Source organism: Chryseobacterium sp. 2987, from assembly GCF_031456375.1.
In the GTDB taxonomy this organism is placed as follows: domain Bacteria; phylum Bacteroidota; class Bacteroidia; order Flavobacteriales; family Weeksellaceae; genus Chryseobacterium; species Chryseobacterium vaccae.
In genome coordinates this window covers 74,820-87,849 of the sequence record NZ_JAVDUN010000012.1, presented here as the reverse complement: position 1 = coordinate 87,849, position 13,030 = coordinate 74,820, and the positions used below count along the sequence as shown (strand labels likewise).

Genomic DNA, 13,030 nt, shown 5'->3' with positions numbered 1-13,030 from the left:
ATAGTTTTTAATCTTTCTTTGTACTTAATAATTTTTTACATTAGGATTTAATAGATCTATATATTTTGACAAAAAAACTTACAGTAATAGAGAGAATACGTTCATGAAAGATAATTATATATATGTTTTTATTGGAAAAAACTCCGGTTTCCCATCAGGAATTTTTACAACCTTGGAGAAAGCATTAGAATGGATAAAAAAGTATTCATTAAGTGGGATCTTAAATAAATATCCTGTAGATATAGGACTATATGATTGGGCCGTACAAAAAGATTTTTTCACAGTAGAAAATGAATATCAAAAAGGATCAGAATTTGTTCAACGGTTTACTTGTGCATCAATGGAGCATCTTCATTTTGAAAATGGGAAACAAAATTGAAATATCTCAGATGATTCCATGCTTAATTTTAGAATAAAATGATCAGGAACTTGCTTTCAGCATCGTGGGTGAGGTTCCATACTTCTTTTTAAATGCAAAAGAAAAGTGTGACAGGTCTTCAAAACCTACTTCAAGATAAACATCCTTAGGCTTTTTATGATGTTCCATTATCTGATAATAAGCCAGTTCAAGCCTTTTACTGATCAGCCATTTCTGTGGAGTGATATTAAAATGTTTTTTAAAATCACGGTTGAAGGTAGACAAACTCCGGCCCGTTAAATATCCCAGTTTCTCCAATGGCATATTGAACATAAAATTCCGTTCCATAAAATTAACCAGGTCAACTTTTCCCGGACTGTCAAAATTGGCAAGAACTCTGTCTACATCAGGGTTAATAGTTCTGAGGATCGTAATGGCTTCTGTAATTTTAAGGCTGGCTATATTTTCAGGGAAAGCTCCGTTCATATCAAAATAAGGAACCAATGAATTCAGAAAGCTGTCCAGCAGAGGGTGGTTATTAAAGCTGTAAATATGCTGGTTGGGAATTATCGTTTCCGGGAGATCAATTTTTTCATAGAAATGTTTCAGACGTTCCACAGAAAGATGCAGGACAACTGTTTTGTGGGGAAGCCCTCCTTTAGGGTAGTTGACAATAGTAGCCAGCTGATTTCTGGGGATCAGGAATATATCACCTGCACAAAAATTATAGGTCTTATCTGCCTGAATAATCCTGGTTTCGCCGGAAATAAACCATACCAGCATATGATCTTCAAACATAAGATCCGTTTTGAACAGCTTATCCTCATAGCAGGATAGCTTAATCTCTTTGGTCAGGTATTTTGAGATATGTTCCATGTTTAAATATAGCGAATTTTATCGGTTTTTATCTGTTTGGAAACTCCGGTATTCTCTGTCATACACTCTGCCCTCCATCGATCAGAAACTCCGATCCTGTGATAAATGAAGCATTATCACCCGCAAGATAGGTAACCAGCTTGGCTACCTCAGAAGGTTTACCGAATCTTTTCAGAGGAACAGATTCCAGCATGGCATTTTCCAGACTTTCGTTAAGGCCTATCTTCTGCATAATCTCTGTCGCTACCGGACCCGGACTTACAGCATTAACCCGGATACCCCGGTCTGCCAATTCCAGTGCAGCTATTTTCATCAGGGTATTTAATGCCGATTTACTGGAAGCATACACAGAGGCCATGCGAGGAGAGATATGCGCTGAGCTTGAAGACAGCAGAATAACGGATGCATTATCATTCAGTAGAGGAATAAAAGTACTTAAGGTAAAAAATGCGCCTTTGAAGTTGATATTCATCACTTCATCAAACAGTTCTTCAGAGGTAGATTCTATGGAAGCTGTTTTTGTAATCCCCGCGTTGATCAGCAGAATGTCTATTTTATCATAGCGCTGGGCAACTTCGGAAGCCAGAGCTTTTATATCTGTTATATTTGATTGATCGGCTATGATGCCGTCTGCGCCAAGTTTCGTGCAGGCAGCATCCAGAGCATCCTTTCTTCTTCCGGTGATGATAACAGAGGCTCCCTCACGGATGAATTCCTCTGCTGAGGCATATCCGATACCGCTGTTACCTCCCGTTACAACAGCAATTTTATTTTTTAATTGTTTCATTTCTTTATTTTTTAATGAGCTAGTTGATTAATCCGCATTGAAAGTAATTCCTGTAACTTCTTCGCTCCATGTCCAGAGGCGTTTTGCACTGTTTTCATCCAGAGAATAAGGTTTTACACCCTGAGTAACCGTATTTTCAAAGGAAAGCGGTGCAACGCCCACATCTTCGCAATACACTCCGCCGATGTTATTCAATAAAGGGCTCGTAGCGCACCATACCGTAGTGGCAGCCCCTTGAGGGATTGTTTTTAGGGAAGCCTGTACTTCTGGAAGCATATTTCCCCGATCATCAACAAATCCCATTTTTTGAAAAAGTTCCAAAGGAGCTTCTCTGCCGAGTTCAGTTCCTGCGATCGATCCTGGATGTAAAGAATAGGCTCTTACTTTATTCGATTGGGAGCGGGCATCCAGTTCAAGAGAAAAAAGATTAACGGCGGTTTTCGATTGTCCGTAGCCAAGAAGCGTTTCATATTCACGGGTAAGAAAATTAGGGTCTTCAAAATCAAAAGGAGCGAACTGGTGTCCCTGTGATGATACATTCACAATTCTTGCCCCGTCAGCACTTTTGAGAGCGGGCCACAGTCTTGCTGTTAACTGAAATTGAGCCAGATAATTGGTTGCCAATTGAGATTCAATACCGCGCACATCTTTACGGAAAGGAACCCACATGATCCCTGCATTGTTGATCAGCAGATGTAATGACCTTCCCGAAGCCAGAAATTTTTTCGCAAAATGATCTATGGATGCCGGATTCATCAGGTCCATGGGTTCAATTTCTACATTAGAAATCCCATAAAGATTCTCTCTCGCCTTTTCTACATTCCTGGCAGGAACAATAACAGTTGCTCCGGCAGCAGCCAGGGTTTTAACGGTTTCCAGACCTATTCCTGTATTTCCTCCGGTAACGATGGCTGTTGTACCTGAAAGATCAATTCCTTTAATAACATCTTCTGTTGTTGATTTTGCATTAAATCCTGAGTTGAGAGGCTTTTGCAGCACTCCCTGGTAATTGTTGGTTTCCATTGTTTTGTTATTTAAATGTTACATGACAAAGGTATCGCGGAATTTTCTGCAGCGTTTTGCTGTAAATGTCAATTTACTTTGTTGTAAATGTCATACTGGTAAAAATGAGATGATGGGTTTCCATAAAGATAATCGTGACGTTTTAAGTATATTTGAGTTTGAGAATTAAAATCATTGAAAATCATAAAGTAAGAATATTTAACTAAATTGATATGCCAATACCCGATAATATAAAAAGAGAACATGTGTTTCAGGCGATTATTACAATCGATAGAGAGGGAATCCCTCTCAAAAGAAAATCGATCTATTATAATTTACTTTATGCAGCAAAAGAATACCCGTGTAAACTTATAATTTCCTGGGCAAGTATTTTCATTGATGATGAAGAGTTGGATCCTGACCCAAACAACTTTACTACTTACCATGTTCAGGATTACCTTGAAAAATTAGGCTTTACTGTTTTTTAAGCCCTAGCTTTCAATATAGTGCTTACAGAAATCTCATACCGCCCCCAATACCCATTAAACAGCTTTGTGGATTATATCTGGATAGGGAAATCTCCTGATCTCAAGATGAGGTTTGTGCATCATGCAGCCTTATTTACCGAACTTATTTTCAGTTATGGGGACCATTATACGGTGGGAGGAGAAAATACTGAAAGAGTCACTGGCAGGGCAGGGCTTCAGATTATATCCGGATTAAAGCAACAACCGTTCGTAACTGAGACGGAAGGTATTTATGAATGCATTGGATTACTGTTAAAACCCTTCTGCTACGGAATGCTGATCCGTGAATTTGGAACCGGGACTATGGAAGCTATTTCCGAAATCTTATATGACTGTCTGTTTGATAATGAAAATCCGGATTTTGAAGAAGCCGAAAAATGTTTACTGAAAGTATTCGGCACTATGCAGCCCGATCCTGATCTCATGAAATTTGAAAAATATCTGGCTTCTGAGATGGGAGGAAAAGGAATGCTTAAAGACTTTAGTGAACTGCTGCCGATTTCCCAAAAAAGTTTCATTCAGAAATTCAGGAAATATTATTTTTTGACTCCCGGTGAATATCTGAACCTTTATAAAATGAACAGAGCGGTAAAGTTTCTTCAGAATAACCGGTCGGACAGATTAACTGATATTGGCCTTAATTCCGGATTTTATGACCAGTCCCATTTCATCAGAGTATTTAAAAAATTAAGCGGTCAGACCCCAAAAGAATTTTTAAAATCAGGAATAAGGTAAATTCTGTACAATTCTGAATCACATGCAGAAATTAATTTTGTACTGTAATTTTAAAATTGAATTCGATGGATCAGAAAAATAAGGTATTTATTGCCACAAGCCTGGATGGATATATTGCAGACCGAAACGGAGAAATAGGCTGGCTGCTTTCATTACCAAATCCCACCAATGATGATATGGGATATAAGGAGTTTAACTCCCATATTGACGCTCTTGTCATGGGCCGGAATACCTTCGAGGTGGTGTGTGGATTTGACGAATGGTATTATCAGAAACATGTTTTCGTACTGAGCAGCAGCATGACAGAAATTCCTGAAAAATTCAGGGATAAAGCTTCATTGGTTAAAGGAGACTTGAAAGATATTCTGGAAGGAATTCATGGAAAAGGCTATCACAATCTGTATATTGACGGAGGAAAAACCATTCAGGGATTTTTGAAAGAAGACCTGATTGATGAGATGACCATTACAGTGATCCCTTATCTGTTAGGTGCAGGTATTCCTTTATTTGGAGACCTTCCTGAAATGCTGGAATTTGAATGTACAGATACAAAAATCTTTCTGAATTCAATCGTTCAGAATCATTTTACCAGAAAGAGATAACATTTTTCTGTTGATAAAAAGAAGCTTATCTGTCAGGATTTTAAAACAAATACAATCCAGAAAAAGAGACTGATTGACAACCAGTCTCTTTTTCTGTTATTGATAGAAGTTAATCCCATTTATTCTTTGTTGAAACTGCAAATTTTCCGGCTCCGGTAAAAAAGAAACTTAAACCAATCAGAAGGTATATGGCTAATAATTCGAGGGCCCATCCTCCAAATTCATTAAGCTTAAATATACTGCCTGTCTGGGCAAGAATAATAGCCGTAAAACAGTTGCCTGCAAAAATTAATCCGGCCAGTCTTATCCTAAATCCTGCAATAATGAGTAAAGGGGCAATAAGCTCGCCTGCAAATACCCCATAGGCAAAGAATGGCGGAAGTCCCTGCTGTGCCATCATGTTTTCAATAAATCCAATTCCATGTACCAGTTTGCTGATTCCGTAAACCAGCATAGGAAATCCAACGGCTATTCTGCTGATCAGAATACCCAAATCAATGTTTTTGTTCATTTTTATGATTGTTTAAAAGTTATATTTTACAAATACCCCGATATTTTCCAACGTTTTTTTACCGTTGTTGAACTGGTCAAAATTGGAAGCGATACCATACATCATTTTATCCTGTTTCACTCCTAGTCTCAGGAATTGCAGTCCTCTCAGATAGCCACTGTCATCTAAGTTTCCGATGGCCAGCAGGCTGAAATATCCCTGAAGACCTTCTTTCAGGTTGGGGAAATATTCAAATGACAGCGACTGTTCCAGGGAAAATCCTTTCTGATAGGTTGCTCCGAGTGAATAAGAAAAGGAATAAAAAGACTGGATGATTTTATACTGTGCAGAAACCGTAAAGAAGGCTCCCGGATTCTTCACTCCGAATGCGGTATTGATACTTACTTTTTTAGTAAAACTGTAGGAAAGTGCATTTCTTATAAAAAATATATTGTCTTTGTCTTCCGTATATTCAGTGTCAAACAGGGTAAGATTGTTCAGTTTTAAATGATCACTCAGCTGATAATTTACATTGTGCATATAGGTGTAGGAACGGTGCCCCAGAACAAGATCGGAAGTGTAGGAAAGTTTCTGTGCATTCAACTTTGAGAAAGTGGCTGCCAGAATCATAACAACAGCATATTTAGCCTTCATAATTGTACTCGTTAAAAATTCTACGGGCAAAATTATCCAGGCTGAAACGGAAAAAACTTAAGAAAACTTAAGAAAGGTCAGACAGGTGTTTTTTTCTTAAATAACTTAAATATTCCACTGTAATTCCAAGGTAGGAAGCAATCATGTATTGGGGAAAACGCTGTTCAATATTGCGGTATGTTCTAATAAAACTGCGGTATTTGGTATAAGCATCTACCCGTGAATGTTCAAATGTCCTTTCCTGAAGCATCACATAAGCGTTCTGAATTTTCAGACGCCAGAATTCTGATAGAGCCGGAACCTCTTTATACAGCAGTTCCAGATTATTTCTGCTGATCTGTATAACGGTAGTTTCCTCATTGGCCTGAATAAACATTCTTGAAGGCTGTTCACTCAGATAGCTGTACAGATCATTAATCCACCAATTTTCGATGCCGAGCTGGGAGGTGTTTTCTTTCCCTTTTTCATCAATATGATACGCATACAAACTGCCTTTGGCAATAAAACGCATATGCTTTGAAACCTGTCCTTCACGAAGCAGATATTCCTTTTTACTGAGGTGTATAATTTCTAATTTGGGAATGATGGATTCAATATGTTTTTCTTCTAAAGCAACAATTTCCTTGAAATGCTGTATTACTTGTGAAATGGCCGTATCTGTATCCATGAAGGGGAGGTTTTGTAGAAAATACGCTGTTTGATGACAGGTATATAATGCTGTAAATGTACGCAAATATTGTGGTTCGTTGTATGATACAGAAGATGGACAAGTCTTTAATATATTATTTGTGTAAAATTTTCATTAAATATTTAATTTTTAGTAATTTTTTATTGGTTAACTAGTCGTATTTGTATAGAAAAAAATCTATAAATTTAAGTCGATATAATCTCTATTGAGTTTGTAAATACCGATTTTTATATGGTATTTTTGTCTTTTTTCTGTTTCCTTATTAATTGTACTGTTATTAAATATTTTCATGATAAATATTTTCAGCCCTAATTTTTTTCTTAATAACGCTATGTCTGGACATAAGAAAATCATTTTTCTGTTGCTTATTATTTTTCAATCTCAATTGTATTCTTCCCAAAACCGGGATGAATTGATGAAAATTGATAAGCTGCTCAGGCTTTCGGACAGTTGTGCGCAGGTAGATTTTGGTAATGCTTTGAAGTTTTCAAAAGAGGCTTTGGATATGTCGGAGAAAGCAGGTGATTCCGAAAGAAAGGCTTGGTCTTATTATTATATTGTGCGGTCTCTGGTTTTTTTCAGACGGTTTGAGGAATGTGCTCCCTATCTGGAAAAAGGGATGAAAGAAAAAGCGGTTCAGCAAAATAATATACTAAAAGCCTCTTTTTTAAGCCTGGAAGCTGGTTATTACAGCAGAATGTCTTTATTTGAACAGGCTTATCAGAATAATCTGGAAGTGCTGGATTTATTGAAGGGAAGAACTGATCTGGAGTCAGAACTGATTACTTCAAATATGTATATTGGCATTGCAGACTATTATACAGAATTGAAGGATTATAAAACAGCACATTTATATGCCAATAAATCTATTGCTGCTTCTGAAAAAATTCCCATGAATGAATATCTTTCTGCTAAAAGGATCTACAGAGGCAGGGCTTTTATTTATTTTTATAAAAGCTGGATCTATCTGCAGGAAAAAAGACCTGCTTTAGCTTATCCTTTTGTTCAGAAGGCTTATGACCAGGCAGTTCTTGAAAAATATCATTATCTGGCTCCATTCTATGAAACCTATGGAGATTACTATTTTCAGACCTATGATTATAACCATGCTATCGATTTCTATGTAAAAGCGGCAGAGAATAAAGAGAAATTCATGCAGAATTCAGCCTATGTAGATTCTAAAATAGCGGAGTCCTATAAAATGCTGGGCAACGGTGAAAAAGAAATTGATTATCTGAAAAAAGCAGAAGCTCAGCATAAGCTGGATTTGGAAGATGATAAAAGGATTGTTCAAAAAGAAGTGGACAGAATCCTGCTAAAGAAACAGAATGAAAAGTCGGATTTAATGAAAAGAAATATATTGATTATTCTGTTGGTAACAGCTGCTTTTATTGTATTGCTGGCAGTAGTTATAATACGTTATCAGAAGATCCGGAAGAAAAAAAGAGAAATTATTGGAGAGCAGAAGATCAGGCTTTCCGAAATAGAATCAGAAATAAAAGAAAGAGAAGAGAAAATTGAAAAGCTGCAACAAAAAGTCTCTGAATCATTCTCTGAACTCAGTGATCTTGTAAAAGGGAACTCTTCTCAATTTTGGGGCCGTTTTCAGGAAGTCTATCCTGATTTCTGTACAAAAATGCTGGAAATAAACCCAATGTTAAAAGCCTCTGAACTCACTTTTTGTGCTTATATCTATATGGGTTTTTCTACCAAAGAAATTGCAGAATATACTTTTAAAGCTTCCAAAACCATTGAAAATAACAGATATAATCTGAGAAAAAGGCTATGTCTCAGTCCGGAAGAAGACTTAATGGTCTGGATCAGAAAATACATAGATGGAGCTTAGCAAGTATTTTATTTTTATAACGAGAACCTGTAAAAGGTTCTTTTTTTATGCCTGTTTTTTCCGGGATAGAAAAATCCGGTAACGCTTCAGTAGGGAAAGGTATATAATTCTAACTTTTTATTGGGAAAATATTGATGTTTTTTAATTTTGTAAGACACTGATAGTCATTATTTTGTTTAAATAGAGGGCCTGATGAGGGCCTGTTTTTTTTATTTTTTTTGATGGGTTTCATTCATTTGCAGTTGATTTTACAACACATTGATGGCATCAGAAAAATACGATATAGCATTAATCATTTTATTACTTGTTATTTCAGTTTCGAAACTGAGAATAGTAATGGCGATGTTTTTATTAAGGCTGTCTGTTTTTCTTTTTTCAGATGCTGAGAAGTATTTTTTATCTGTAGGAAATTCAGGAGATCCAACGGATGATTTCTATTTAAAAAAATATACAAGACCTCCGCCTTTTCTGGCAATACACGATCATAAAGATATGAATTGGTTTATTTCTCCAAAAACACAGATTCCTTAGAAATAAACCGACGATTTGAAAATCAACAATCAATTTTAAAATATAAAAGCTGATGAATAAAAAAATTTTATTTCTCTTTTCACTACTGCTTGCAAGTATAGCCTACAGCCAATGCAGTGATAATATTTTTAACTGGGTACAGACCCAGAAAGATGATCCTAACCGGGGAGGCTTTGGATTTAATTACGGAAGTGATCCATATGTTTTATCTGACGATGATGCAGGAGGAACTACTATTGCTAAAGGATTTTTTGCTGCTCCATATACCGGAGTGAGTATAACTACCAATAAGCTGGAATTTGATATTGCATTTGACGATTATAATGACGGTTTAACAACTGAACTCTGGGTAAATGGCGTTAAATATATGAACATGGTCATTCCCCGGGATAATGATCCTACTCCTTATCATATTGCAGATTATAATGACAGAACGGTGTATGCCCCTGCAACCGCTTTTGGAGGTGCAATGATCAATGGCCAGCCTTCTGTACAGATCCGGGAGTCTAAACGGGATGCTCCGGCAACTCCTACAGGCTGGGTGAAAAATCATATTGTTTTAACTTTCCCATCTTCGCTCACTATAACTTCCGGAAGTATTGAAATAAGAAACTACTATCCTTATCTTACCGGGACCTCCAATGCCAGATCTCAAGGAGATTACAGATACTATATAAAATTGGCGGGCTGCGTCACAGATTCTGATAATGATGGCATTCCTGATGACGTAGATCTTGATGATGATAATGATGGAATACTGGATGCAGAAGAATCTCCGGAATGTTTTTACAACGTTTTTGAGGCTCATAGAATTGCTTCAGTCAGATCATCTTTCTATGGTTCCGGAACAAATCCTTCAGTTGGGAATGATATCGCATTATTATACAATGACAATACAGATGATGGAGCTGCTGCTTTTACTTTTGCAGCTGGCCAGACAATAACACCGGGTACACCGGTTTTTACAATAGAGTATCCTACATCAGTAGTATTAAGCTCTTTAACTGTTGTTCAAAGTAATTATGGCATGACGTCAACAACGATATACGGAAAATTGTATGGTTCAAACGATGGAGTCACTTACACGGTACTTACTGTAGGGAATGGCCTTAGTCTTGCTACCGGGCCCCGGTCATTTGCTATTTCCTCACAAATTCCATATAAGTATTACCAGATAAGATATATGGGTACAACAGCCGCCGGCAACTCTTCTAACGGAACAGTCGGAACAGCAAGGATTCATGAAATTACTTCGATAATATCAACCTCAGTTCCTTATAATGCTTCGGCTCATCCCAAACCTGGATCCTGCCATGCAGATGCTGACGGAGACGGTATTCCTAATCATTTAGATCTGGATTCTGATGGAGACGGCTGCTCTGATGCGTATGAAGGAGGTGCAGCCACCAATAAAAATGTTTCAGTAATTCCAGGGCCATACGGCAGTAATGGATTGGCAGATTCATTGGAAGCAAATTTAGATAATGGCGTAGTGAAATATACTTCTACCTATCATAAATATGCTCTTCTTGCTAATCAGAAATTATGTCTGGATACAGATAATGACGGTGTTCCGGATCCCATCGATATTGATGATGATAATGATGGAGTGCTGGATACAGATGAAGGAAACTTTTGTGGTAAACTTGACAGAAACATAAGGGTAGGTTATTTAAATCTGGGAGCAGGAAGCAGCGGATTGGCAACAGATCTCTTATATAATTTAAAGAATTTTGGAATCTATGGTACTTTTAATAAAGTAAGAGGAGTAACTTTAATTCCTTATGCCTCGGCAGCGGCAGTTACTGAAGCAGGTTTACTGGCAGATAATATTGATGTTTTCTTTGTAGGTTCTACAGCTGAAGATAATAATAACGCTACCGGTACTTCATCAACCAATAAAGTTCCGACGTCTGTAAATACAATATTGGTCAATTGGGCAAAAAACCATAATAAAGGAATTTTTGCAATACAGAATAATGCAATAGATTATGGATATAAAACAACACCTAATAATACAAATCCTAATACACCTTCAGGAACAATGGGTAAAAGTGTATATACAGACGGATATTGGCCCACACCTACACTATTGCAGTCAGGAAGTGTTCAGATGACTATAATGTCTGCCTCAAGAACATTCGATATTCTAATGACAGACGCTAATCTAAGACCCGTTGTAGTGGCAGATAGGGAATATAATTTAGTTATTTTTCCTGATGCCACCATATACAATGATAATTCCGGAATGACTACTCCGGCTAACAATGATCAAAAGGCTATCGCAGATACCTGGGCTTATATATTTGATAAATATTTGCATACTCAATGTACATTTCTTGACACGGATGGAGATGGAATACCCAATCATTTGGATTTAGATTCAGATGGGGACGGGTGCAGCGATGCGCTTGAAGCAGGAGCAACAGGAAATACATCCCCAAACTTTTCTTTTGCTGCCCAGGCCGGTACATCAACAGACATTAATAGCGATGGATTGGCAGATATTGTTGATGCAAATCTGAATAGTATACCTGATTTTTTGAGTTTTTATGATCCCAATGCACTGGACAGTACCATCAACCAGTGTAAAGACAGTGATGGCGATGGAATAGTAGACAGTATTGATCTTGATGATGATAATGACGGAATACTGGATACAGATGAAGGACTGAGCTGCAATTCATTGAACAGAAATTTAAGAATTGGCTATCTGGACACCACCTTAGGTAAATATGGTCTGATGATGAATATGCTGAATAATCCTTTGAACTTCAGTGAAACAGGGGTTTATAATAAATTTCCGGGAATCACTTTTGTTCCGTACGCTACGCAGGATGCCATTACTGAAGCCCAGTTATTGGCAGATAAAATAGATGTATTTTATACAGGATCTTCTGCCAATGAAACGCAGACTTCATCTGATAAATTATTGACAGCAACCAATAAACGTATTTTTTCATGGTCAGTAAACCATGATAAAGGAGTAATAGCTCTTCAGAATAATGCAACAGATTTTGGGTATATACTATCCAATGTAAGCACCAACCCTTCAATACCATATGGGCCTACAGGTGAAGCTGTATTTACCAATGGATATTGGCCGGTAACTACTTTTAATATGTCGGGCTCAGTACAAATGACAATTAATTCCACAGAGAGAAATTATATCTCTATTATGGCAGATGCAGCCGGGAAGGCCACATTTGTAAGAGACAGAGAAGCTAAAATAGTTTTAATACCGGATGCTACAATTTTTATAGACAATCAGTCTGTTGCTGCGATAGATACCAATGCTACATTAAAAGTGGCTGCAGATGTATGGGCCTTTGCCTTTGATACTTTTTTACAGGGAAAATGCTTTACTCAGGATACCGACGGAGATGGAATTCCGGATCATCTTGACCTTGATTCTGATAATGACGGATGCCTTGATGCCTTAGAAGGAGATCAGAATATAACCAATTCACAATTGATGGATGCGGGAGGAGCCCTAACGGTTGGGACAGGTTCTTCAGCTCTCAATAAGAATTTATGTAAGGATGGAACCTGTGTTGATCAGTATGGTATTCCTACAATAGTGGGAACAGCAGGACAGGGGATAGGGACCTCTCAGAACGGCTCAGTTCAGTCAGGGTGCGAAGGATTTTGTACAAAGCCAGGAAACTTTACAATGGCAGGTACTCCCACCAGACTCGGTATTACCAAACACAATAAATTGGGCGATTGGCCGGGAAGTATTCCAAACGGTTTCGTTGCTCTGGAATCTAATACGAAAGGACTGGTGATCACCAGAGTTCAGAATTCTTCTATGATCAGTGAACCTAAAGAAGGAATGATTGTTTATGACATTCAGGATAAATGTGTAAAACTGTACAATGGTACGATCTGGAAATGCATTGAAAGAAGTTGTAATGACTAATAATTAATATTG

At 37.5% G+C, this 13,030-nt stretch carries 13 protein-coding genes; 7 read left to right on the top strand and 6 right to left on the bottom strand.

What is annotated here, in order from left to right:
* Nucleotides 1-103: 103 nt before the first annotated feature.
* The gene (locus tag J2Y40_RS22695) at nucleotides 104-379 is read left to right on the top strand and encodes a hypothetical protein (protein ID WP_310001563.1); all 276 of its coding nucleotides are present in this window, start codon (nucleotides 104-106) and stop codon (nucleotides 377-379) included.
* Nucleotides 380-421: 42 nt separating this feature from the next.
* On the opposite strand, the gene J2Y40_RS22690 is transcribed toward J2Y40_RS22695, so the two are convergent.
* From J2Y40_RS22690 to J2Y40_RS22680, 3 genes are read right to left on the bottom strand one after another with little or no spacing between them, the layout of a single operon-like run.
* Nucleotides 422-1,234 (bottom strand): AraC family transcriptional regulator, encoded by an 813-nt coding sequence (locus tag J2Y40_RS22690; RefSeq protein ID WP_310001561.1) that lies wholly within the window; start codon nucleotides 1,232-1,234, stop codon nucleotides 422-424.
* Between the two features lie 58 nt (nucleotides 1,235-1,292).
* Nucleotides 1,293-2,021 carry an SDR family oxidoreductase gene (locus tag J2Y40_RS22685; protein ID WP_310001560.1) on the bottom strand — a complete coding sequence of 243 codons (729 nt, stop codon included), beginning with the start codon at nucleotides 2,019-2,021 and terminating at the stop codon, nucleotides 1,293-1,295.
* Nucleotides 2,022-2,048: 27 nt separating this feature from the next.
* On the bottom strand, nucleotides 2,049-3,044 hold the full coding sequence (locus J2Y40_RS22680) for an SDR family NAD(P)-dependent oxidoreductase (RefSeq protein ID WP_310001559.1): 996 nt from the start codon (nucleotides 3,042-3,044) through the stop codon (nucleotides 2,049-2,051).
* Nucleotides 3,045-3,256: 212 nt separating this feature from the next.
* On the opposite strand from J2Y40_RS22680, the gene J2Y40_RS22675 reads away from it, so the two are divergent.
* The 3 genes from J2Y40_RS22675 (at nucleotide 3,257) to J2Y40_RS22665 (ending at nucleotide 4,887) form a co-directional block, all read left to right on the top strand.
* Nucleotides 3,257-3,511, top strand: coding sequence for a hypothetical protein (locus J2Y40_RS22675; protein ID WP_153391522.1), 255 nt, complete (start codon nucleotides 3,257-3,259; stop codon nucleotides 3,509-3,511).
* 18 nt (nucleotides 3,512-3,529) lie between these two features.
* On the top strand, nucleotides 3,530-4,285 hold the full coding sequence (locus J2Y40_RS22670) for a helix-turn-helix transcriptional regulator (protein WP_310001558.1): 756 nt from the start codon (nucleotides 3,530-3,532) through the stop codon (nucleotides 4,283-4,285).
* A 65-nt stretch (nucleotides 4,286-4,350) separates the two neighbouring features.
* The gene (locus tag J2Y40_RS22665; protein ID WP_153391525.1) at nucleotides 4,351-4,887 is read left to right on the top strand and encodes a dihydrofolate reductase family protein; all 537 of its coding nucleotides are present in this window, start codon (nucleotides 4,351-4,353) and stop codon (nucleotides 4,885-4,887) included.
* A gap of 109 nt (nucleotides 4,888-4,996) precedes the next feature.
* Here the strand turns inward: J2Y40_RS22665 and J2Y40_RS22660 are convergent, their stop codons facing one another.
* The 3 genes from J2Y40_RS22660 to J2Y40_RS22650 all read right to left on the bottom strand — a co-directional run bounded on the left by J2Y40_RS22660 (nucleotide 4,997) and on the right by J2Y40_RS22650 (nucleotide 6,698).
* Entirely contained in the window at nucleotides 4,997-5,398 is a 402-nt protein-coding gene (locus tag J2Y40_RS22660) for a DoxX family protein (RefSeq protein ID WP_153391527.1), read from the bottom strand.
* Nucleotides 5,399-5,410: 12 nt separating this feature from the next.
* Nucleotides 5,411-6,031 carry a hypothetical protein gene (locus J2Y40_RS22655; protein ID WP_231128602.1) on the bottom strand — a complete coding sequence of 207 codons (621 nt, stop codon included), beginning with the start codon at nucleotides 6,029-6,031 and terminating at the stop codon, nucleotides 5,411-5,413.
* A gap of 67 nt (nucleotides 6,032-6,098) precedes the next feature.
* Nucleotides 6,099-6,698, bottom strand: coding sequence for a Crp/Fnr family transcriptional regulator (locus J2Y40_RS22650; protein ID WP_153391529.1), 600 nt, complete (start codon nucleotides 6,696-6,698; stop codon nucleotides 6,099-6,101).
* A gap of 436 nt (nucleotides 6,699-7,134) precedes the next feature.
* On the opposite strand from J2Y40_RS22650, the gene J2Y40_RS22645 reads away from it, so the two are divergent.
* The 3 genes from J2Y40_RS22645 (at nucleotide 7,135) to J2Y40_RS22635 (ending at nucleotide 13,018) form a co-directional block, all read left to right on the top strand.
* Nucleotides 7,135-8,565: a hypothetical protein gene (locus J2Y40_RS22645; protein WP_153391531.1), complete on the top strand. Its 1,431-nt coding sequence runs from the start codon at nucleotides 7,135-7,137 to the stop codon at nucleotides 8,563-8,565.
* Nucleotides 8,566-8,826: 261 nt separating this feature from the next.
* A complete protein-coding gene (locus J2Y40_RS22640) occupies nucleotides 8,827-9,096 on the top strand; it encodes a hypothetical protein (RefSeq protein WP_153391533.1) in 270 nt (89 codons plus the stop codon).
* A gap of 52 nt (nucleotides 9,097-9,148) precedes the next feature.
* Nucleotides 9,149-13,018, top strand: coding sequence for a hypothetical protein (locus J2Y40_RS22635; RefSeq protein WP_153391535.1), 3,870 nt, complete (start codon nucleotides 9,149-9,151; stop codon nucleotides 13,016-13,018).
* Nucleotides 13,019-13,030 lie beyond the last annotated feature (12 nt).

What these genes read in the sequence shown, in the direction of transcription:
- J2Y40_RS22675 (WP_153391522.1), top strand. Translation starts at nt 3,257, where the DNA reads ATGCCAATACCCGATAATATAAAAAGAGAACATGTGTTTCAGGCGATT.
- J2Y40_RS22665 (WP_153391525.1), top strand. Translation starts at nt 4,351, where the DNA reads ATGGATCAGAAAAATAAGGTATTTATTGCCACAAGCCTGGATGGATAT.
- J2Y40_RS22640 (WP_153391533.1), top strand. Translation starts at nt 8,827, where the DNA reads ATGGCATCAGAAAAATACGATATAGCATTAATCATTTTATTACTTGTT.
- J2Y40_RS22690 (WP_310001561.1), bottom strand. Translation starts at nt 1,234, where the DNA reads ATGGAACATATCTCAAAATACCTGACCAAAGAGATTAAGCTATCCTGC.
- J2Y40_RS22645 (WP_153391531.1), top strand. Translation starts at nt 7,135, where the DNA reads ATGAAAATTGATAAGCTGCTCAGGCTTTCGGACAGTTGTGCGCAGGTA.
- J2Y40_RS22685 (WP_310001560.1), bottom strand. Translation starts at nt 2,021, where the DNA reads ATGAAACAATTAAAAAATAAAATTGCTGTTGTAACGGGAGGTAACAGC.
- J2Y40_RS22695 (WP_310001563.1), top strand. Translation starts at nt 104, where the DNA reads ATGAAAGATAATTATATATATGTTTTTATTGGAAAAAACTCCGGTTTC.
- J2Y40_RS22650 (WP_153391529.1), bottom strand. Translation starts at nt 6,698, where the DNA reads ATGGATACAGATACGGCCATTTCACAAGTAATACAGCATTTCAAGGAA.
- J2Y40_RS22655 (WP_231128602.1), bottom strand. Translation starts at nt 6,031, where the DNA reads ATGAAGGCTAAATATGCTGTTGTTATGATTCTGGCAGCCACTTTCTCA.
- J2Y40_RS22680 (WP_310001559.1), bottom strand. Translation starts at nt 3,044, where the DNA reads ATGGAAACCAACAATTACCAGGGAGTGCTGCAAAAGCCTCTCAACTCA.
- J2Y40_RS22660 (WP_153391527.1), bottom strand. Translation starts at nt 5,398, where the DNA reads ATGAACAAAAACATTGATTTGGGTATTCTGATCAGCAGAATAGCCGTT.
- J2Y40_RS22635 (WP_153391535.1), top strand. Translation starts at nt 9,149, where the DNA reads ATGAATAAAAAAATTTTATTTCTCTTTTCACTACTGCTTGCAAGTATA.